Annotated in this window: 15 protein-coding genes, 1 tRNA gene and 2 pseudogenes; 5 read left to right on the forward strand and 13 right to left on the reverse strand. The window is 37.6% G+C overall.

Annotated elements, in window-relative coordinates; all coding sequences use genetic code 11:
* Positions 1–40: 40 nt before the first annotated feature.
* The 11 genes and pseudogenes from gcvT to JO40_RS15375 form a co-directional block, all read right to left on the reverse strand.
* Complete coding sequence (gene gcvT, locus JO40_RS10910; RefSeq protein ID WP_044979358.1) at positions 41–1,117, reverse strand: glycine cleavage system aminomethyltransferase GcvT; 1,077 nt, start codon at positions 1,115–1,117, stop codon at positions 41–43.
* 67 nt (positions 1,118–1,184) lie between these two features.
* Positions 1,185–1,589, reverse strand: coding sequence for a PH domain-containing protein (locus tag JO40_RS10915; protein ID WP_044979359.1), 405 nt, complete (start codon positions 1,587–1,589; stop codon positions 1,185–1,187).
* A 148-nt stretch (positions 1,590–1,737) separates the two neighbouring features.
* Entirely contained in the window at positions 1,738–3,099 is a 1,362-nt protein-coding gene (gene lpdA / locus JO40_RS10920; protein ID WP_044979360.1) for a dihydrolipoyl dehydrogenase, read from the reverse strand.
* 100 nt (positions 3,100–3,199) lie between these two features.
* The gene (locus tag JO40_RS10925; RefSeq protein WP_044979361.1) at positions 3,200–5,065 is read right to left on the reverse strand and encodes a site-specific DNA-methyltransferase; all 1,866 of its coding nucleotides are present in this window, start codon (positions 5,063–5,065) and stop codon (positions 3,200–3,202) included.
* A gap of 3 nt (positions 5,066–5,068) precedes the next feature.
* Complete coding sequence (locus tag JO40_RS10930) at positions 5,069–7,993, reverse strand: restriction endonuclease (RefSeq protein ID WP_044979362.1); 2,925 nt, start codon at positions 7,991–7,993, stop codon at positions 5,069–5,071.
* A 72-nt stretch (positions 7,994–8,065) separates the two neighbouring features.
* A tRNA-Thr gene (locus tag JO40_RS10935) sits at positions 8,066–8,138 on the reverse strand.
* 65 nt (positions 8,139–8,203) lie between these two features.
* Positions 8,204–9,700, reverse strand: coding sequence for a citrate lyase subunit alpha (citF, locus tag JO40_RS10940; protein WP_044979363.1), 1,497 nt, complete (start codon positions 9,698–9,700; stop codon positions 8,204–8,206).
* Positions 9,701–9,714: 14 nt separating this feature from the next.
* Positions 9,715–10,584 (reverse strand): HpcH/HpaI aldolase/citrate lyase family protein, encoded by an 870-nt coding sequence (locus tag JO40_RS10945; protein ID WP_044979364.1) that lies wholly within the window; start codon positions 10,582–10,584, stop codon positions 9,715–9,717.
* Positions 10,574–10,849 (reverse strand): citrate lyase acyl carrier protein, encoded by a 276-nt coding sequence (gene citD / locus JO40_RS10950; protein ID WP_044979365.1) that lies wholly within the window; start codon positions 10,847–10,849, stop codon positions 10,574–10,576. Before citD ends, JO40_RS10945 begins: the two co-directional genes overlap by 11 nt.
* A gap of 90 nt (positions 10,850–10,939) precedes the next feature.
* Positions 10,940–10,984: pseudogene (locus JO40_RS15370) on the reverse strand (hypothetical protein); the annotation flags it as partial.
* Positions 10,985–10,998: 14 nt separating this feature from the next.
* Positions 10,999–11,088 (reverse strand): annotated as a pseudogene (locus JO40_RS15375) (BrnT family toxin); the annotation flags it as partial.
* 180 nt (positions 11,089–11,268) lie between these two features.
* Here JO40_RS15375 and polA point away from each other — a divergent pair.
* The 5 genes from polA to rpiA are packed head-to-tail and all read left to right on the forward strand — an operon-like array spanning position 11,269 to position 17,832.
* Positions 11,269–14,100 carry a DNA polymerase I gene (gene polA, locus JO40_RS10955; RefSeq protein ID WP_044979366.1) on the forward strand — a complete coding sequence of 944 codons (2,832 nt, stop codon included), beginning with the start codon at positions 11,269–11,271 and terminating at the stop codon, positions 14,098–14,100.
* Positions 14,100–14,771, forward strand: a complete 672-nt coding sequence (coaE, locus tag JO40_RS10960) for a dephospho-CoA kinase (protein ID WP_044979367.1) — start codon at positions 14,100–14,102, stop codon at positions 14,769–14,771. The genes polA and coaE overlap by 1 nt, the downstream gene beginning before the upstream one ends.
* 9 nt (positions 14,772–14,780) lie before the next feature.
* Positions 14,781–15,629, forward strand: a complete 849-nt coding sequence (locus tag JO40_RS10965; protein WP_044979368.1) for an SPOR domain-containing protein — start codon at positions 14,781–14,783, stop codon at positions 15,627–15,629.
* A gap of 2 nt (positions 15,630–15,631) precedes the next feature.
* On the forward strand, positions 15,632–17,113 hold the full coding sequence (locus JO40_RS10970; RefSeq protein WP_044979369.1) for a type I 3-dehydroquinate dehydratase: 1,482 nt from the start codon (positions 15,632–15,634) through the stop codon (positions 17,111–17,113).
* On the forward strand, positions 17,113–17,832 hold the full coding sequence (gene rpiA, locus JO40_RS10975) for a ribose-5-phosphate isomerase RpiA (protein ID WP_044979370.1): 720 nt from the start codon (positions 17,113–17,115) through the stop codon (positions 17,830–17,832). Before JO40_RS10970 ends, rpiA begins: the two co-directional genes overlap by 1 nt.
* 41 nt (positions 17,833–17,873) lie before the next feature.
* On the opposite strand, the gene JO40_RS10980 is transcribed toward rpiA, so the two are convergent.
* Both JO40_RS10980 and JO40_RS10985 read right to left on the reverse strand, forming a co-directional pair.
* Complete coding sequence (locus JO40_RS10980) at positions 17,874–18,590, reverse strand: hypothetical protein (protein ID WP_044979371.1); 717 nt, start codon at positions 18,588–18,590, stop codon at positions 17,874–17,876.
* Positions 18,591–18,817: 227 nt separating this feature from the next.
* Positions 18,818–19,810 carry a PASTA domain-containing protein gene (locus tag JO40_RS10985; RefSeq protein ID WP_044979372.1) on the reverse strand — a complete coding sequence of 331 codons (993 nt, stop codon included), beginning with the start codon at positions 19,808–19,810 and terminating at the stop codon, positions 18,818–18,820.
* Positions 19,811–19,829 lie beyond the last annotated feature (19 nt).

Below are 19,829 nucleotides of genomic sequence, written 5' to 3' on the forward strand. Positions count from 1 at the left end.
TATTTTATTTTTAAGTTTTTTAAAAAACTTACAAAACTTTTTAATTGCCCTTAATTTCCTTTAAAAAGCTTGTGGGTACGACTTTAGCCTTGAGTTTTTTACCGCGTACTTCAATAAAGACTTCTTCGTCTTTAATGCCTCGGTCAATTCTCATGTGTCCGATACCGACCTTTAGTGAAGGAGATGAAGTTCCAGTTGTAACATAACCGATTTCCTTATCGCCCAAGAAAACCTTGTCATGATCTCGGGCAATACCCCTGTCAATCATCTTAAAGCCTTTTCTGATTTTTTTGGCTTCATTGGTTTCAAGAGCTTTTTTACCGATAAAGTCTTCTTTTTCGAGCTTGATAAAGGGTTTTAAGGTTACTTCGGTTGCCAAGGTGTCTTCGGTCATTTCATGGCCGTACAAGGGCATTCCGGCTTCAAGACGCAATGTATCCCGGCAGCCTAAACCGCAAAGCTCTATTCCGAATTCTTCTCCGGCTTTCATAACTTGATTGAAAAGCTCGAGAGCCCATTCTTTGGGACAGTAGATTTCGTATCCGTCTTCTCCTGTATAACCTGTCTGAGAAACTATTACCTCTCCCTTGGGGCACTGGAATGTCTTAAATGTGTAGTAAGCCGGAGGTATTGCTGAAGGATCAATAAACTTTTTTACCACAGCAGGAGCATTAGGCCCTTGAATTGCAAGCTGGGCAATTTCAGAAGAGCGGTCAGTAAAGGTAACACTCTTATCCAAGTGTTTTTTTACCCAGTCATAGTCCTTGTCGTGGTTTCCGGCATTTACAACCAAAAGGAATTTCTTTTGATTATAACGGTAAACAAGGAAGTCATCTACAATTCCGCCCTTTTCGTTACACATAAGGGTGTAGCGTACATCTCCGTCAGCCATTCCGCGAATGTCGTTTGTAATAAGGGCATTTACGGCAGCTTCGGCATTGTCGCCTTCAATATAAAACTCTCCCATGTGCGAAACATCGAAAAGTCCTACATTATTGCGAACTGCAAGATGCTCTTTTAAGATACCGGCAAACTGAATGGGCATTTCATATCCGCCGAACTCAACAAACTTGCCGCCCTTGGCGAGCAAAGTTTCATAATAGGGTGTTCTTTTCATCTCATCCTCCTAAATTTATTTTAATTTGTAATGGATAATGTGTAATTTTTTGATTACAAATTATTAATTATAAATTATCTTGCAGCTTATTATAAAGCTCTTCATTTTTTTCCTTGCCTAAGCCTATAAGAATTTTTTGTTCATCGGTTATAACCAATATATAGGGAGCTTCGTTTTTTAGTATACATAATTTTACAGGACCTAATTCCTTATATCTAAAATAGCCTATCTTAATCGGCCCCAGACCTATGCCGTTTACCCGACTTACTCCTAAAGAAGGCAGAGTTTCAAGTTTTTTGACCTCTCTGATTTCGGAAATCGGTATGCTGACACCATAAATTCCTTGAACTTTTAATAATCCTCTTTCTACAGATGCACCTGCAGTTTTTATAACAACAAATGCTGCTATAAAAATTAAGAGCAGCAATCCTATTGTAAAAAACATTTTAAAACTGCTTTTTTGTTCTTTCAAAACATGCCTCCCAATTAACCATATTGTACACCAGATGTAAAAGAAAAGCAATAGCAAATAGATAAAAAAATATTGCTTTAATTACAAAATCAAAGCTGTCATGGAAAGCCTTTACAAAACTGAAGTTTTGAAAGGCTCTCTCTTATAATTATTTTTTATAGATCATGTGGGTAGCCGATTTTTCGACGTCTTCTACAGCTTCATAAAAGGCTTCTACTACCGTGGGATGAGGATACATGGATTTTAAGATATTTTCCCTTTTAGCCTTGTTTGTTACAAGAGTTCCGATAGCTCCTATCATATCCGTAGCCGAATCGCACATCATCTGACAGCCTACAATCCTGTCTTCTTCATTAAATAGAACCTTAATAAAGCCTACATCCAAGCCTGAAAGCACCGACTTTCCGTTTGAGCCCATAGGAACTTTTCCGATTTTTACGGTAATTCCCTTGGCTTCAGCCTCTTTTTCCGAAAGGCCGACTCCTGCAATCTCAGGTGTGGAATATACACAGGAAGGAATAACATCTTGTTTTTCATGTTTTGTGTTATTTACAAGATTTTCTACAACCAGATGACCTTGATTTTCGGCATTGTGGGCGAGCATTACGTTTCCTTTTACTGCATCCCCTATAGCATAAATACCTTCAACATTTGTCTTCATACAGGCATCGGTAATTATACCCCGTTTATCGTATTCGATTCCGGCGGAATCAAGGCCGATATCCTTTATTTCGGCAATTCGGCCGATACAGACGATTACGGCATCGGCTGTAATGTGTTCTTCTTTTTCTTTAAGGGTAAAGGTACAGCCGGTTTTTTCTATTTTAGTTACCATGGCTCCGTTTATTATCTTTACTCCCCTCTTTTTTAGAACAAGGGCCTGCTGCATTGCAATATCCCTGTCAAAGGGAGGGAGGATTGTTTTTTCGAGTTCGACGATGGTTACTTCCTTACCTAAATTTGCATAGACTGTGGCAAACTCAATGCCTATAACGCCGCCGCCTATGATGATAACGCTCTTAAAATCGACAGGCTCTTTTCCTAAAATATCGTCAGAGGTCATAGCAGTTTCGATTCCGGCTATCGGAGGAGCAAAAACCGAAGAACCCGTTGCGATGATGAGGTTTTTAAATTCAAGCTCTTTTCCATTTACACTTACGGAAGATTTTGAAGTGATTTTGCCTTCCCCATTATAAAAATCAACTCCGGCGTTTTCAATGAGTTTTTCGATACCGCCTACAAGTTTATCCACAACAGCATTTTTTTTCTCGTAGATGGCCTTAATATCGTATTTTAAGTTTTCACCTGAAAGACCGAGATCGTTTTCGGCAAAGCTTCCGAAAACCTCGGCTGTGTGAAGAAGGTATTTTGTCGGAATACAGCCCTTGTTCAAACAAGTTCCTCCAAGCCTGTTTTTTTCGATAAGAGCGGTTTTTAGCCCTGCCCTTCCAGCTTTTATGGCAGCAACATAGCCGCCCGGGCCTCCGCCCAAAACGATTAAATCATACATACTAATCTCCCTAAAACAGCTTAAAATTTTAAGCATTATAATGTTTGTTTTCCAAAGTATACACGATGATCTTAATAAAAGCAAGGGGAGAATGATTGTATCAAAACACAATCTTAACATCTTCTTTATAGTTTTGCAGAGTTCCATTTAAACTTGCCGTCCAGCCGTCGATAAAGACTTTACCCCCTGTTGAGCCCTTTTTGACGGCATCAGCAAAGTCATCCTTTTTTATTTTATCACTGTTGGTAATGTAATAGTGATTGCCTATTTTGTAAATGCAATCTTTTACTACTTCTTGCGGAACTTGAGTCGGCTCATCTAAACCGACAGCGAAAATCATATTGTAGATACGGCTTAATGCGTCATTATCATTAAAAAGAATTGAAATCTGTCCTCTTTCGTCGAGTTTCAATTTCGGCGCTTCGACACTGTCAAAAACTTTAAAACCAACGTCAGGCACTTGTTTTTTGTCTCCTTCAAATAAACCTGATTTATCTTTCTCTGCTTCAGTTTTTTTTGCAATTTTTTCACCTGCCCGTTTCAAGCGTTCTATAGTAATGCTGGAAATAACAGTGGGCAGATTATTATCTTTACAAAACTTATAAGCAGGCTTGTCTTTTTTGATAGGTTCATCTATTTGACAGAGAATAAACTTGCGGTTACCCCCGTCTTCCGCATTGAGCTGCATAACGGCGTGTCCAGTGGTGCCTGAGCCGGCGAAGAAATCGAGGATGATAGTATCTTTTTGCATTAAAATATTTATAATATGAGCAATTAGCGTAACTGGTTTAGGATTATCAAAAATATTCTGCTTAGATTGCATACTAAATAATTTATTCAATGTGGTTTGTGCTGATAGGGTTGTACCGTAGTTATTCAGTAAGTTAGTCGGAATAATTTCATTTTCATCAAATGTAAATATCTTTTTCCGTGGGACATTTTTATAATCCGGAGCTGGTCCAAAATATATCCTATTATCTTTTAGTAATTCATCCATTTCTTCTTTTGTCTCTACTTGCCACTGCCTTGTCCATTTAACTCCTGAAGGAGATATTATAGTAAAATAAGTATCACGGGTTCCATTACTCCTTTTTTCATCAAAAGAAATACTGCCGGAAAACCAATCGCCGCGTGGATCATTATCAGGATTTGAGAATTTTCCTTGAGCTGATTGAATTTCTAAGAATGCAGGTAATAGTGATTTGTTTTTTGCATAACATAAAATATATTGTTCTGTAGTCCTTGACCATGTATCTTTTTTCCCTTTTCCCGTCAGCCAAATAAAATTATTGATAAAATTCTCTTCACCAAAAACATCATCACACAATAGTTTTAGATTCGCCTGTTCATTATCGTCAATACTTATAAAGATAACTCCGTCATTGCTTAATAAATCTCTTGCTAAAAGCAAACGGGGATATATAAAGCTCAGCCATCCGTTATGGCTCCTTTTAGTTTTAAAACTAAAATCCATACGGGCAAAGTCATCTTCGCTTAAATTTACCAACCCCAATACTTCAGCCTCTTCTTTGTCGAATTTGTCAGGATAAATGAATAGTTCCTCTGTTGAACTATTAGTATTATAAGGCGGGTCTATATAAATACATTTTATCTTACCGGTGTAATAACTTTTAAGTATTTTTAAGCTATCCAGATTATCACCTTTAAGCACTAAGTTTTGAGTCGTGTCGATATTTTTACTTAATTGTGTATTGAGATGTAATTCTTTTGTGGTCTTTTGTGCGTATTTTCCACGTGCAAAATTCCTGCCTACAAAGTTTAATCCGTAACCGTTTACCCTTTCGTCAATCGGCAAACAGGCAATAGCCTTTAGTTCGTTAAGGTCTATTTCATTGTCTTTTATAATACTCGGATAGTTTTCTTTTAGAAAACGCAATAACTTGTTCTCATTATTGTCTGTGCCGACAACCGTGAATCCTGCTTGTATAAAATCTTCTTTCTTCATTTTTTATTTCTCCATTATTAATGCGGCTAATTGCGTATTGTTTATCCGTTCTTTAAATGATACTTTAATTTTTTCGTTCTTATAGTGCTCAGCCAATGCTTCAAAATACTTTTTAGCAAAATCTATTTTAGCTTTTTCATCTATCGGTATTTCCGCTGACGTTTTATATCCTTTAGATTCCACAATAAGAAAGAGTTTTTGTCCTTCCTTACTTTTAATTGCATAACAAAAATCGGGATTATAGTCCCCCAAAGGTGTTTTGATTTTTAATCTAGGCAGCTTAGCGAATATTTCAATTTCTTCAATATCCGGGTCTTGTTCAACAATTTCCAATTCAAAATCACTGTCGTATTCTACTACTTTCTCAAAGACCCATTTGTTCTTTAAAGAAAAATCATTTGTAATATCTTTTTGGAATTTTCCGGTACTTCCTATATCTAAGTAAGTTTTTCCATAGCCTGAGCCTGTAGAAGTTTCAGTTTTAAATATATTCGGTAATCCTATGCCGTTAATACCGTCGTATTTTATATTTGCTTTCAGCATCGCGATTAAGTTTTTCTTAATTATTTCGGTAATTTCTTTTTGTGCCTGTTCCGGATTGTTGCAAAGCATTTTATTTTTAAAATCATCGCTTAACGCATTGAAAATTTTTACAACAAATGCAATAGGAGTTTTTGTGCTGTTTGACAAAGAGCGAACCAACTCCAAATAATCAACATTACTTTTGTACGAGACTGTATCGGCAAGTTTTTCCGTAATTGCACCTTGTTCTCCAATTTTATTTACATCAAACTCCGCCTTGAGTGTCTGTAGCAATATTTGTTCAATGTTTACAGTTTCAATTTGCACCTTAATGTTCCGTATCAGTTGATCTTCCTGTTCTTCAGTCAAGGTTTCCAAAACATAAAAAGCATTTTTATTGATAGTATTCCATAGCTTTTGAAATTCTTTAAGGTGTGTTTCTTTTATAAATATTTTCTTTTTCTCTTTTTTCTTTTCCGCTTTTTGAACATAGGAGTCTGTATCTGTTGCAAATAAATTCTTAAGGGCTTTTTCTTGTTCTTCGGGTAAATTTTGATCTTTCAGAATTGCAAAAAAATCAGGGGATTTTTCATAAACTCTATGCCCGTCAATAATTGCCTTGCGGACAATCATTTTCTTATCTTTCAAAACATCATCAACCAAAGTAACTATAGTATCATCATCAAATCCTAATTTTTCTTTGAGAACCTTAATGAGTTCTTGCTCTGTAAATGTTTCGGAAATAAGAAATGAATTACTTAAAATTTCATGTTGAATTGCTTCAACAAAACCGTGCTCTTGACCGGAAACCAGTACATCAAGATTATTGACTTTCCAAAAAGCTTCTTGGTCGTCATTCAGCTTTTTAAGTGTGGCTCTCTCTAACTTCTGATTGACACAAATGCGTAAACCGCGCCCAATCTGTTGAAGCTTTGATATTTCGCTTCCTTGATTGGAAAGTTTACAAATAGTAAAAACATTGGGGTTATCCCAACCTTCTTGCAAAGCCCATATAGAAAAAATAAAGCGGGTCGGACTATCAAAAGAAAGCAACTTCTTTTTATCTTTTAAGATTTCGTCCACTCCTGCTTTTATTTTTTCGTCAGCGTTACCTTTATCCCCCGAAAAATATCCCTTATGAACGAGCAGGTTATTGTCGCTGTCAAAATCATTTTGTAAGTATTTATAATACTCGCTTGATTGGTCAATATTGTTTATAATTTCCTTGCGTTGTTTTTTGTATTCTTCTTCAAAAAAGTTTCTGATTTTAGGATTTTCACCACGGAACAAACTGATATCACTTCCCATAAAAAAGAGTGTAAGCGCTTTTATGCCCTGCTCAAATAACATTTTTTCTTTTTCAAAATGTATTTTGATTGTTTCTTTAATCATTCCTTTCAATGACTCGTCCGATAAAGAATAATCAATTTTTTCGATAGTGCCATCTGCCAAAATTACAGTATCTTTGAGAATTTTTTTGATACTTTTACCGTTGAAAACCGCACCTATGCCTAATTCACGTCTAATTATAATTCCATTGATTAAAGTACTTACTATAGCTTTTTTATTATCAATGCCGATGAGTGTATCGGTATTCGTAACAACATCTTGTGTATAAACAACGATTTTCTTAACTAGATTCTGTCGAAATGAAGAAATACTGTCCAGCACATAAGCTACATTTGATAAAGGTAAATCATCTTTTTTCTTTGGAAATGTAGCACCAAAACGCAAATAGTAGTTGTTAAAACCATCAAAATAAGTCTTAAAGGCATTGCCTTGGAATCGATGAGGTTCATCCATTATCACGATTGGATTTAAGCGTTTTAAGCATTCCAAATACGATTTTGGCGGTTTGTCGGTATATAAAAATAATTCAGGTTGATTCATTTCGTTTTCGAGCAGACGATTTAAAATGTTATCCTCGCTGTTAAAGGAACTTGGTGTCATTACCAAAACCGACAAATGTACAGTACCGATAAACTGTTTAACGGCAGAAATATTTCCGCCTTCATAAACAAAGGTTTCAATTTCTTTTTCTTTCTCATTGGCATAAAAACTTTTGAAGTAATCTTTTGTGTCGTTTAAGTTGGTTTTAGTTCCTTCACGGATAGGCACACTAGGAACAAGAATAATAAATTTTTTGTATCCATAATGACGGTTCAGCTCAAAAATCGTTTTGATAAAAGTAAAGGTTTTCCCCGTTCCTGTTTCCATCATTATATCTATGTTTTTAGTATCTTGCACAGGAAAATTATATTTGTGTTTATTTTTGTGTTCTGTAAGCACTTCAACGAAGTTGTTATTCCATTGCAATGCTTCAAAAATATCAACAATATTATTTACGCACGTTTCTTGATAGTCTTGTATTTCATATTGAAACTGCTTCTTGTCTGAATTTACCATACCTTCTCCATTTAAATTCTTATCCCTACGTGAACGGCAAATATCATTATAAACTATTTAGAAATAAAAAAAAGCCAACTCTCGGACTTGAACCGAGTACCTGCACGTTACGAGGGTGCTGCTCTGCCGGGTGAGCTAAGTTGGCAAGTTGATTTTTGATAAAGAAACTTTACCAAAAATCAACAAAAAAGTCAATAGGAAGAATTTTGCTTAAACCTTATTTATGACATCCAAAACGGTGCCGTCACGGTAGGTGCTTATTCCCACCACTTCGCCGGAACGGGGCTTAACTTGGGGTTTTCCCGTAAAGGATTCTGCAATTTCCTTTAATTCTTCGATGGTTTTAATTTCAAGATTTGTTTCCGCCTTCAGCTTTTTAATTAAATCTGCATGGCGAGGATTAATTGCAATACCTCTGTCAGTAACAAAAACATCGATTGTTTCTCCCGGAGTGGTTACGGTGCGTACCTTATCGACGAGGCAAGAAATGCGGGCATTAAATAGCTTTGAAACGATTATCGAAAGTTTTGCTCCGGCTGCCGTATCGGCATGTCCTCCCGAACCTCCCAATATAATCCCATCGGAACCGGTGGTTACGTTTACGTTATAGTCCAAATCTATTTCGCTTGCACCGAGAATAACGACGTCAAGCTTTCCTGCAACATGGCCGGGATTGTTAGGGTTTGCATAAAGGTCGGCTGAAATCTTGTGATGGTTTGCATTTTTTTCGGTAGAATCTACGGCCGAAAGGTCAAAGCACTGAACATCATAAAGATCTTCAAAAAGACCTTCTTCAAGCATCTTTACAAAATAGCCTGTAATTCCGCCGCAGCCGAAACTTCCCTTTATGTTTTTTTCTTTCATTGCTCGGTGCATTTCATCTGCAACGGCAAGGGAAATGCCGCCGGCTCCCGTCTGCATACTAAAGCCGTTCTTAAAAAGACCTGAGTGTTCAATAAGAGTGCGGCAGTCGCGGGCTATCTTTAAGCCGATCGGATCTTTTGTAATCTGAGTTGTTCCGCTTACAATACCTGCAGGATCTCCTATTTTATCTACCTCTACCACCATGTCTACAAAACGGCCTTCAATGTCTGCTTTTTTAACCTTTGAAACCCTTGTATCGGTAATGGCTATAGTTTTTTTTGCCATTTGAGCATCGGCTACGGCATAACCTAAGGAACCGCAAAATGACCTTCCTTCGGAGCCCGAAATATTTCCTTGATCGTCTACACAAGGCGAGGCTAAAAAGGCAGCGTCTATCGTAACCTCTTTTTCTAAAATCATTCTGGGCCGTCCGCCGTGTGTCGTCATAATTACGGGCTTTTTACACTTACCGTAACTTACAGCCTTTGCAACAGGCCCTGACATATAGGAGGTCATAAGCTGAGTAACCGTTCCGTCTTCCATAAGTTCAACTAAAATCTCATGGCAGGGAAAAATAGAAGAAGCCATCACGGTCAAATCTTTGATTCCTCTTTTTTTAATTTCCCTCATTACCATGTCAAGAACATAGTCGCCGTTTCTAAGGTGATGATGGAAACTTATAACCATTCCGTCATGGAGTTTAAGCTCATCAAGGGCACCGGATAAGGTCTTTCCGAAGACGGGTTTTACATTTTTTGTAAGATCGTATTTTGCATTTTTTTTATTTACAAAGGCTCCCTTAAAAGGATTATCCAAGCCTTCTCTTCCAAGTATATTATTCATATCATTTTCCTCATTTATTTTATCAAGCCCCAGTTTTTAGCAGAATCATAAAGAGCTTGAGCCCTCTTGATAACCGGTAAGTCGACCATCTTTCCTTTAAAGCTGAATACGCCTAAGCCTTTTTGCTTGGCTTCTTCCGCCGCCTGCAAAATAGCTTGGGCTCTTTCAATTTCGGCAGCTGAAGGAGAAAATATTTTATGAATCTCTTCAACCTGACGGGGATTGATAACCAAGCGGCCGGAAAATCCTATGCTCTTACTAAAGGCCGTATCGAGCCTTAGTCCCTCAAAGTCTTCGACATCAGTAAAGGGGGTATCAAGAGAATCCAAGCCGTATGCATGGGCGGCTGTCGTCAAACTAAAGCGGGCATATTCCAGTTCTTTTGAAAGGCGGGTACGCTGAATTCCCATATCTACCGAATAATCTTCGCCGCCTAAAAGAAGACCTTGAATTAGCGATGAGGCCTTGGCTATCGAATTTACATCCATAATTCCGCGGGCGGATTCTACCAGCATAAGAAAGCTGAAATTCTTAGTGATATTATGTGCCTTTTTTATCTCGTTTATTTTTTGCTCGACAGAGTGAACTGCATCGACCGAAGCCTTAGGGATTACGATTCCGTCCGGAAGAACCGGAATAATAGCTTCCAAGTCCTTTTCCCAATAAGGGGAATCGATGGGATTTATTCTGACAGTAATTTCGGAATGGGTAAACTTTAAAAAGGAAAGAGCATTCCGTACCAGCGTACGGGCCGAATCTTTTTCATCGAGTGAGACGGCATCTTCCAAATCATAGATGATGGAATCAGCTCCTAAAATATCGGCCGATACCAACATTCCCGGGTTATTACCGGGCATAAAAAGCATACTTCTTCTATTTTTCATTTGCGCGCCTCAATGCTGTTTCTACACGGGCCTTGATCGTACAATCTAAAGCACCCTTGTCTTCGATAAAGAGTTTGGCATTTTTTACTTCAAACTCATCCAAAACTTCCTGCACAATTTTTTTTATTTGTGCACCGAATTCGTTTAAAACAGAGCTTTTTAAATCAAGCTCAATACCGTCCTCCGGTTTTAAGGACGGTTCAACACGGACAAGGCAATCATTTGATTGGAGTGTTCCGCAAACCGCTTCTCGTTTTATTTGCATAGATACCCCTTAAATTTTGATATGACAAGATTATATCAATATAAAAGGAATAAGTCAATCTTGGGAAAGGAAGACGGTTTTAATATAGAATCAGCCGAACGCGTAAGAGCGTAAAACAGCATTGATTTTTGTTTTATAACCTTTACCTTTTTTTCTATACGCTTACTGTCAAGAAACACACGAGCAGCTATTTTGAATGAAATACCGTCATGCTTTTTTATGTTAGCTTCATTTTTGATCTCACCTCATTCAAAAATCACTTCTAAACTCCCTTATAATTTATAGTATATATGCTATTGTACACATAGTCAAGAATTACAGGGCTTTTCTAATAAAAATAACAATATAGCCTGCATTTAATGCTTGCATTTAAAGGCTTTTACATAGTATAATTCTTTCCCGAACGGAGGTCTTAATTTATGAAAGATACAATCTATGTTTTGGATGCCTACGGGCTTATTTACCGCTCCTACTTTGCCTTTATTTCAAGACCTCTTACAAACTCTAAGGGCGAAAACGTTTCGGCCATTTTCGGCTTTTTTAAAAGCCTTCATTCCATATTTACCGAATATAATCCTAAACTTTTTGTTACCGCACTCGACTCGGTTACACCCACCTTTAGACATGAGATGTACAAAGAATACAAGGCCACGCGGGATAAAACGCCCGATGACCTACATGCTCAAATAGACAAAATAGAAGAAATTTTAAAAACATTTAAACTTCCTACAGTCCGCTGTAACGGTTTTGAAGCCGATGATGTAATCGCTTCCATAGCCGCCCTCGCCGAAAAGGAAGATCGGGAATGTGTGATTATTTCAGGCGATAAGGACTTGATGCAGCTTGTTTCAAAAACCACGACTATGTTGAAACCAGGGAAGATAAAGGCTTGGGAAGGCTTCGATGCCGAAAACGTAAAAGAAGAATGGGGCGTTTATCCTGCCGGAATGTTAGACCTTCTTTCCCTAATAGGCGACAGTGCCGACAATGTTCCCGGCATAAAGGGGGTCGGCCCGAAAACAGCCGTAAAGCTCCTTGAAGAGTATAAAACCCTCGACGGCATTTACTCAAATACGAAAAACTTAAAAGGGGCTTTAAAAACAAAAATAGAAGAAGGAAAGGAATCGGCTTATTTTTCTAAAGAGCTCATAAGGCTCCGTTTCGATGTTCCCGTCGAAAAAGACTTAAACGCCTACTCCACTTCGCAAATGGATTATGAGGCGGCCGCCCGTCTTTTTATCAGCGAAGAGCTTCCCAATATTGCAAAACTATATTCCGAAAAAATAATTGCCGAAAAAGCCCTGTCTAAACATGAAAAAAATGAGACTTCTTCAAAAGAAAACTTAAAACAAGAAACCGGTCTTTTTGAAAATTCTGAACAAACTTCTCCCGAAATGCTCCCGCAAGAATTAGGAACAGGAGAAGAAATTTCCCTTCCTCAAAACAAGGGTGATTACAAACTTGTAGACGAAGCGGAAGAACTTTTTAAAATAGTAGACGAGGCCTTAAAACAGGGGCTTGCAGCCTATGACTGTGAAACTACAAGTGAAGATCCTCTAAATGCAGAAGTCTGCGGATTCTCCATTGCCCTAAAAGAAGGAGTGGCCTATTATTTTCCTTTAAAGGCTCCCTGCCCTGAACTGGGAGAAGAAGCCCCAAAACTAATAGCCTTTAAGGATGCAAAAAAGGCGGTAACAAAACTATTTGACTCAAAGATGACCCTCATAATGCATAACGGTAAATTCGACATTCAAGCCGCCCTTTCGTCAAAACTTGCAAACTGCATTTCGGCAAATCTTTTTGACACAATGGTCGCCGCATGGCTTTTGGATCCCACCCGCTCTTCTTACGGTATGGATAAACTTGCAGAAAGCATTTTAAATGTAAAAACCATCCGGTTTAAGGAAGTCGTAAAGGACAGGCAAAACTTTTCGGATGTTCCTTTAAAAGAAGCCTGTCCCTATGCTGCCGAAGATGCCGACATAACATTCCGGTTTTATAAAAAATTTTTACCCCTCTTAAAAAAGAATAATTTGGAAAAGCTCTTCTTTGATCTTGAAATGCCCATAACAAAACTTTTAACCGAGATGGAAATAAAGGGTATCTTTTTAAAGGGTGAAGAACTTACTGCCTACTCAAAAGAATTGGGAATAGAACTTGAAGAATGTGAAAAGGATATTTACCGGCTTGTAGGCCATGAATTTAATATAGCCTCGCCTAAGCAGCTTCAAGAAGTCTTATTTGAAGAAAGAAAACTGCCCACCAGCAAAAAAACCAAAACGGGCTATTCTACGGATACTTCAGTCCTTGAAAACCTTGCTTCGGAGGATCCCGTACCTGCAAAAATCTTAGATTACAGAGCTCTTGCAAAGTTAAAATCCACATACACCGATACCCTTCCCAAGATGACGGACAAAAACGGAAGAATCCATACAAGTTTTATTCAAACAGGAACAGCCACAGGCCGCCTTTCAAGCCGAGACCCTAATTTACAAAATATCCCCATAAGAGGAAACGAGGGGCGGAAGATAAGGGAAGCCTTTCAGGCGGAAAAGGGGCGGGTTCTTATCTCTGCAGATTATTCGCAGATTGAGCTTGTAATCCTTGCCCATCTTTCAAAGGATCAAAACCTAGTAGAAGCCTTTAATAAAGGAATCGATGTTCACGCCAAGACTGCAAGCCTAATCTTTGCTGTAGACATAAAAGATGTAACTCAGGATATGAGGCGCATAGCAAAGACCATAAACTTCGGCGTAATGTACGGGATGAGTGCATTCCGCCTCGCTTCTTCTTTAAGAATTCCCCGAAAAAGAGCCGATGAGTTTATAAAGGCCTATTTTGCAACCTATTCGGGTGTATCCGGCTTTATGGCTAAAGTTTGTCAAGAAGCCGAACAAAGAGGCTATGTAGAAACCATAATGGGAAGAAGGCGATACCTTCCGGCTATAAACAGCAAAAACAAGGTGGAAAAGGCCGGAGCCGAACGAATCGCGGTAAACACCCCAATTCAGGGCACAGCCGCCGATATAGTAAAACTTGCAATGCTTGAAGTCGATAAGGCTTTAAAAAAACAAAAACTTGATGCTTCCATACTTTTACAGGTTCATGATGAGCTTATAATAGAGGCCGCCGAAACCGAAAGAGAAAAAGTTATGTCCCTCGTAAAAGAAAAAATGGAAGGCGTCATCAAACTTTCGGTGCCTTTAAGGGTAAGCATAGAATCGGGAATGAGCTGGGGAGAGTTCCACTAATGGATAGTGTTTCAAACAGCAGGCAAAGTCGGCAAAGCCTTGGTGTACCCTCAGAACCGATTTTAATAGGGCTTTCAGGCCCTTCTTGTTCGGGTAAAAACACGGCAAGTGCTATTTTAAAAGACTACGGCTTTTATTGTATTGATGCCGATGCCGTTTCAAGAAAAGTTTTTGCAGAAAATCAAAACGAAATTTTAAATCTCTTTCAGGCTGAGGCCGAAAAACGAGGCATAAATTTAAAAAATGAAAAAGGCATCGACAAAAAAGCCTTTGCCCTCTTGGTCTTTTCGGATGAAGACCTCTTAAAAAAACACGAAGCCTTTATTCTTCCGATAATTGAAGAAAAAATATGGGAAGAAATTAAAAAGGCCTTTAGTGAAAAACCTGAGCGTCCTATTCTTTTAAACGCTCCGACTCTTCACAAGACGAGCCTTATCAAAAAATGCCTTTTTATATTGTACATAGATGCTCCTTTTATTTTAAGGCTCATAAGGGCAAAAAAAAGGGACGGGCTTCCCTTAAAAAATATAAGGCTAAGATTTTCAAAACAAAAGAAATTCTTTTCTCAATACTTTTTTTTAAATGCCGATACAATAGTAGTAAAGAACTCTTGGTCTTCTTCAAGTTTAAAAAGAAAGCTATTGAAAGAAGTGAAAAAAAGAGGTTTTTGAGGTTGATTTATGGAACAGAAAAAAATTTTATGGATAGTACTTTTTATTTCATTGTTTGCTTTAATTATCTTCGGTGTAGGTTTATACCTGTATGCTCCATTCCGTAATAAAAGCACCATGACTGCGGCACAAGTATCCGATTTAGGCAGAATAGAAGCCGACAAAACGGATACAAATGTTGATCCTCTTCAATGGACACGAAATCCCGACTCAATTCCTCCGCTTGAATCGGAGTCTCCCACTCTTGTAAATATTGCAAACAATATAACCGTTGTAAACGGTGAGGGCCAACCGGGGAAAACTGAAACTTCAATAAATGTAAGCGACTTAACGAATCCTCAAAAAGATGAAAAAACGGCAAGTTTACCAGATAATCTCGCAGAAAATTTAAACATAAACCAAGACGCCGGCAAAAACCAAGAAAGCGGTAAACAAACTTCCGAAACCGAAACTCAGGCTTCTCCTGCCAAAACAGATAATAAAAATACAGGTGTAGCTTCGGTAAAAGGTCTTAGCTCAAATACAACTCAAAAGCCTAAAGCCGAAACCACGACGGCTAAAAAAGCAGAAAAACCGGTTGCCAAAAAAAGCCCTGAGCAAAAGACGGTTTCCACACTGTACTGGGTTCAAACAGCTTCTTTGACAAGCCGCTTAAATGCAGAGGCGGCAAGAGATACTCTCACTTCAAAGCATATGAAGGCGGAAATTTTCACCAAAGAAACAGCTACAGGACTTACTCACCGTGTAAGAGTCGGCCCCTTTAAGAACAAAACCGAGGCTGAATATTGGCTTAAAAAAATAAAAGAAATTAAGGGTTTTGAAGGCAGTTATGTAACACAAGACAGAAAAAAAAGCTGATTATGTCTACAAAGGTATGTCTTGTTTTAACTGAAAAAACTATCGAAAAAAATCTTTCTGCACTGGAAAAATATAAAAAATTTATCGATATTGCAGAACTTCGCGTAGATTATCTCAATCAAAGCGAAATACTCTCTTTAAGAAAATTTCCGGAGCGGGCCGGAATCCCCTGTATTTTAACCGTAAGGCGTAAGTCTGACGGAGGAAACTTTACAGGGGGAGAAGGATCCAGAATGACGATCTTTGCCCGCGGTCTTGCCTATGCAAACTCCGACCCGATAAAAAACTTTGCTTATATCGATTTGGAAAGCGATTTTAACTCATCGGGAATCGAAGAAGCGGCAAGAGCCTTTGATATTAAAATTATAAGAAGTTTACACTGCAAAACTCCGGTAAAGAATATAGTAAAAACTGTAGAGGGTCTAAGCCGCTTTGAAACAGACATTCCCAAGTTGGCATTTACTGCGAATTCCATAAGCGATGTTTCAGAACTTTTTAAAGCTTCAAAACTGATAAAAAATGAACAATATATCTTATCAGTAATGGGCCCTTACGGTTTAACTTCTCGTATTCTATCAAAGAAATTAAATTCCCAAATTGTTTATACATTTACTCCGGAATATATAAAGAAAAACAAACTTGAAAAAGAACTCATAGATCCTGAAACCTTAGAAGACTTATACGGCTTTTCAAAAATTAATAATAATACAAGCATCTATGGAGTTATAGGCAACGATGTAAACACAAGTTTAAGTCCGAAAATTCACAATAATGGTTTTAAAAGAAAAGGTATTGATTCGGTTTATATTCCCATATCGGCACTATCCTCTAAGGAAGCTCTGGACTTTGCAAATATTCTTAATATAAAAGGTCTTTCGGTTACGGCTCCTTTTAAAAGAGAAATTATATCCCAAATAAATTCCATATCCGATGATTCAAAATTTGTCGGCGCCGTAAATACCCTGATAAACGAAAACAAAAAATGGTTCGGCTATAATACCGATGTTGACGGCTTTCAGCAGGCTTTAATAGAGTTCTTAAATGAAAAAGACTTACGCAAATATAAGGTTGCTATTATAGGAGCCGGAGGAGCTGCCAGAGCTGTTGCAAAAGTAATAAGCTCTCTCCATGGAAAAGCCTGTATCTTTAACCGTACGGCCGAAAAAGCCAAAGATATAGCCGAAAAATATAAATTTAAATGGGCTCTATTGGACCCGATAAATATAAAACAGCTTTATGTTTTTTCGGAACTGATAATTCAAACCACAAATGCAGGTATGGAGCCTGACATAGATATAGACCCTCTTAATTTTTATACCTTTACAGGAAAAGAAAAAGTATTTGAGTTAATTTACAGACCCGAAACTACTAAGTTATTAAAAAGGGCAAGGACGGCCGGATGTCAGGTTTGTAACGGCTATAAAATGCTTGAGTATCAAGCCTATCATCAGTTTAAAGCCTTTGCAGGAAAGGAGTATTTATAATGGATATCTCGGAACTTAAAAAAAAGGTTGCCTATCATGCAATCGACACTCTTTTTTCCGAAGGGAAAATTTTTGACGGAATAAAAATAGGACTTGGAACAGGTTCGACGGCTTTGCCGGCTGTAAACCGTATAGCCCAATTATTGTCGTCAAAAAAAATAAGCACAATTTTTGCCGTACCGACAAGTTTTCAAACCTCAATCGAATGTGAAAAATTAGGCATTCCTGTCTATTCTTTAAGCTCAAAAAAAATAGGAGGTTCCTTAGACCTTGCTATAGACGGAGCAGATGAAATCGATCCCGATAAAAACTTAATCAAGGGAGGAGGAGCTGCCCTTCTTAGAGAAAAAATAATAGCATATAATTCAAAAGAATTTGTTGTTATTGCCGATGAAAGAAAAAAAGTTAAGTCCATTGGCAAAGGATTTGCCCTCCCTATAGAAATTATACCGGAAGCACGTTTAAGTATTACTAAGATTCTTGAAGCTCAAGGCATCGAAGTAGTATTACGTGAAGGTGTAAAGAAAATGGGCCCTGTTGTTACCGACAACGGAAACTTTATAATCGATGTAAGATGGCCGAAAGAAGCCGGCGTAGATCCCAAAGTCTTGGAAGAAAGTTTAAATAAAATTACCGGTATAGTAGAAAACGGATTTTTTACTAAAAATACTCCGCGAGTCTTTATCGTACATCAAGACGGAAAAATAGAAGATTTATAAAATAAGCCCTTGCGGTTTATATTCAGGTTTATTTTCGTTTATTAAAAACCGTCATAATTTACCTTATCCTCTTCAGAATTTTCAGTATTTTGGTTTTCAGTTTTTTGTGAAGGCTCAAAACGTTCAAAATCTTTTTGCATATCTTCTACAATTTTAACAAGATTTTCTTGTTTTAAAAGTTCAATAAAGTCCTCGCATTGAGCAGGGGAAAAAGCCAATCTTAAAGCAGGGCTGCTTGCATCATCCTTCTCTCCTACCGCTTTTGTACTGGCATTACCTAAGATAAAATAAGGCCGATTTTCCGATAACAATTGATATTCAGCCCTCAATGTAGGTTCTGCCTCATGTGCGCCTCCGCCGAAAAGTCCCCAAGTCATATAAACCTTTGTCTTCCCGAAAAAAGCTTTTTTCTTAGCGTTAGCGGCACTCAAATTTTTATCATTATAAGAAGACAGATAGGTTTCCATTGCCTTAATCAATATTTCCCTATCTCCCTGATCTAAAAATATTTCAACCTTATCAACCATAAATTTATGCTGAATCGATATAATATTTGTACGTGGAAAAAAAGTAAATTTAAATTCGGTAGGCTTTATCTCTTCCTTTATTCTTGTAACGGTTCCGGCCATAATGGTTCCCAATTCTACAGGGGAAAAATCTCCTAAAAAATTAGGATCATTTTTGGGTACTGTTTTACATGAACCCAAAATAAGCAAAAACATAATTAAACTTAAAATACTTAAAAATTTTCTATTCATTCTATACCTCTAATAAAAACTTTTTGCAGCAAATATCAATTTGCGAAAAAAGTTTTTTCACGCAGTTTGTTTACAAACTGCATACAATAATGCGACGTTTGCCTGAAAGGCAAACTCGGCAGATAAACAGAGAGGCACCATTTGTGCCGAACTGTTTATCTGACCTCTAATAATTTATTTTACAGAATACTCTTCATAAACAATATGAGCTATACCTTAGTTACAAGCTATTGTTTTACTTCAAACATTTGTACCTGTTTATTTAATACAGTCAGGACAAGAACCGTTCCTTGGGGAAGTCCATAAGGAATATCGCATTTTCCGCCCTGATGATTAAAACTTATAAGCTCTGCCCTTTTTCCGTCAGGATATACGGCATCTACCGTAACTTTTACAGGATAAGGGTACTTCGGCAAAATAGGAGAATATAGACCGTAAATCATTTTCTCAGTCGACTCAGGAAACTGTAAACCTAATTCTATTTGAGAATAAGCATCTACAGAAGAATCGGCAGGTTCACTTTGGCTTACAACTAATGGAGTTTCCAAAGCGGAATTTATTTCAGCTTTTATAGTAAACGAAATTTTATTTTGAGATATTGCAGAATAAATATCGTTAAGTTTAAAGCCTTCCATGTTAGGAACGGAAACTTTTTCATTTTCAGGCCCCTTGCTCACTATGAACTCTATTAAAATTTCTTCCGAAATCTCAGTGTCAGGAGAAGGATTTTGCTCCAAGATAGTGCCGGCAGGAATTGAACTTGCTTTATACATAATAGGTTCTTTTATGGAAATTAACTGTTTTCGCCCCGCAGTAAAAAGAGAAGCAAAATGCTGTTGTACATCAGATATGGTTTTTCCTACATAATTTTCTACCCTGTCAAGAACGGCACCGCTGCTTACAACGATATTTATTCTTTTACCTGCTTTAACGATAGTACCTGCCGGAGGACTTTGCTCTAAAACTTTTCCGGCATCCTCAGGATTATCTGAAAATCTTAGTTGAAGACGGGGATAGAGTTCTTTGACTTGAAGTTTAAGAACCGCATCTTCAAATTTTTCGCCTTCAATATTAGGAACCAAAACTTGATCGGCAGTTTTTACCGACATAAAAAACACTATTGTGGAAATAAGGATAAAAAACAAAACCATTACCAAAGAGGTAACAACTATTACTTTTCCGTTACCCTCTATACTGTCTGAAATATTATCGAGTCCCATTGATTACACCATCCATATC

It is taken from the genome of Treponema putidum (assembly GCF_000755145.1).
Lineage (GTDB): Bacteria > Spirochaetota > Spirochaetia > Treponematales > Treponemataceae > Treponema_B > Treponema_B putidum.

Excerpts from the sequence above, each read along its gene's own strand:
- citD (WP_044979365.1), bottom strand. The coding sequence starts at position 10,849 with ATGCAAATAAAACGAGAAGCGGTTTGCGGAACACTCCAATCAAATGAT.
- JO40_RS10945 (WP_044979364.1), bottom strand. The coding sequence starts at position 10,584 with ATGAAAAATAGAAGAAGTATGCTTTTTATGCCCGGTAATAACCCGGGA.
- JO40_RS10970 (WP_044979369.1), top strand. The coding sequence starts at position 15,632 with ATGTCTACAAAGGTATGTCTTGTTTTAACTGAAAAAACTATCGAAAAA.
- JO40_RS10985 (WP_044979372.1), bottom strand. The coding sequence starts at position 19,810 with ATGGGACTCGATAATATTTCAGACAGTATAGAGGGTAACGGAAAAGTA.
- lpdA (WP_044979360.1), bottom strand. The coding sequence starts at position 3,099 with ATGTATGATTTAATCGTTTTGGGCGGAGGCCCGGGCGGCTATGTTGCT.
- rpiA (WP_044979370.1), top strand. The coding sequence starts at position 17,113 with ATGGATATCTCGGAACTTAAAAAAAAGGTTGCCTATCATGCAATCGAC.
- JO40_RS10980 (WP_044979371.1), bottom strand. The coding sequence starts at position 18,590 with ATGAATAGAAAATTTTTAAGTATTTTAAGTTTAATTATGTTTTTGCTT.
- gcvT (WP_044979358.1), bottom strand. The coding sequence starts at position 1,117 with ATGAAAAGAACACCCTATTATGAAACTTTGCTCGCCAAGGGCGGCAAG.
- citF (WP_044979363.1), bottom strand. The coding sequence starts at position 9,700 with ATGAATAATATACTTGGAAGAGAAGGCTTGGATAATCCTTTTAAGGGA.
- JO40_RS10930 (WP_044979362.1), bottom strand. The coding sequence starts at position 7,993 with ATGGTAAATTCAGACAAGAAGCAGTTTCAATATGAAATACAAGACTAT.
- polA (WP_044979366.1), top strand. The coding sequence starts at position 11,269 with ATGAAAGATACAATCTATGTTTTGGATGCCTACGGGCTTATTTACCGC.
- JO40_RS10965 (WP_044979368.1), top strand. The coding sequence starts at position 14,781 with ATGGAACAGAAAAAAATTTTATGGATAGTACTTTTTATTTCATTGTTT.
- JO40_RS10925 (WP_044979361.1), bottom strand. The coding sequence starts at position 5,065 with ATGAAGAAAGAAGATTTTATACAAGCAGGATTCACGGTTGTCGGCACA.
- coaE (WP_044979367.1), top strand. The coding sequence starts at position 14,100 with ATGGATAGTGTTTCAAACAGCAGGCAAAGTCGGCAAAGCCTTGGTGTA.